Source organism: Vibrio sp. 704 (assembly GCF_033339295.1).
This window is the reverse complement of sequence record NZ_JAWOUH010000822.1, coordinates 1-563: the sequence shown is the minus strand read 5'-3', so window position 1 is coordinate 563 and position 563 is coordinate 1. Positions and strand designations below refer to the sequence as shown.

Sequence of the window (563 nt, the reverse complement as noted above, 5' to 3'; positions counted from 1 at the left end):
TACGTCATCGACGGTCGAAAGAGCGTCATCTTCATCGTGAATATTGACGCCAAAGGCGGGGATCAGTAGACCAATATCATCGTTTTCTCGATAAAGTGCACCAAGCGCAGGATTGTGAAGTGGAGCTGTTAAATAATCTGCCGATACCACTCCAGTATTTCCCATACCGTGACTGCGAGCATCGGCTGCATAAGGCGCAGCAAAGGAAGGAAGTGACAACAAAGTAAGGGCACTTGTCACTGCTAAAGTTGTTTTTCTCATAACGCGTCCATTCTTACTTGAAGTAAATACTTGTAATAAGTTAACGGTTGGATGCCAAAGCGGATGTCGACAACCAACAATTCCATTGATGAATGGCAGGGTGGTTATTCATCATGTTAAGCGTAGGTTAAGCAATCTGCTTTATAAAGCTGAGGGCGAGTTATTGGTCTGCACGAATAAAGATAAATGCACATAGTTTTTTATGTGGCTCAATCAATCGTATTGGCGAGCTGAAATCGCAAGATGAACGACATACCGGAACCTGGATTGCGTTGTGCTGTGACTTGCCCATTCATGTCTCG

The 563-nt window shown here is 44.2% G+C and carries 1 protein-coding gene; it reads right to left on the bottom strand.

What is annotated here, in order from left to right:
• A partial coding sequence (gene traF / locus R7R24_RS29330) for a conjugal transfer protein TraF (protein ID WP_318120540.1) occupies nt 1-261 on the bottom strand: 261 nt, incomplete at its 3' end.
• Nucleotides 262-563: the final 302 nt, after the last annotated feature.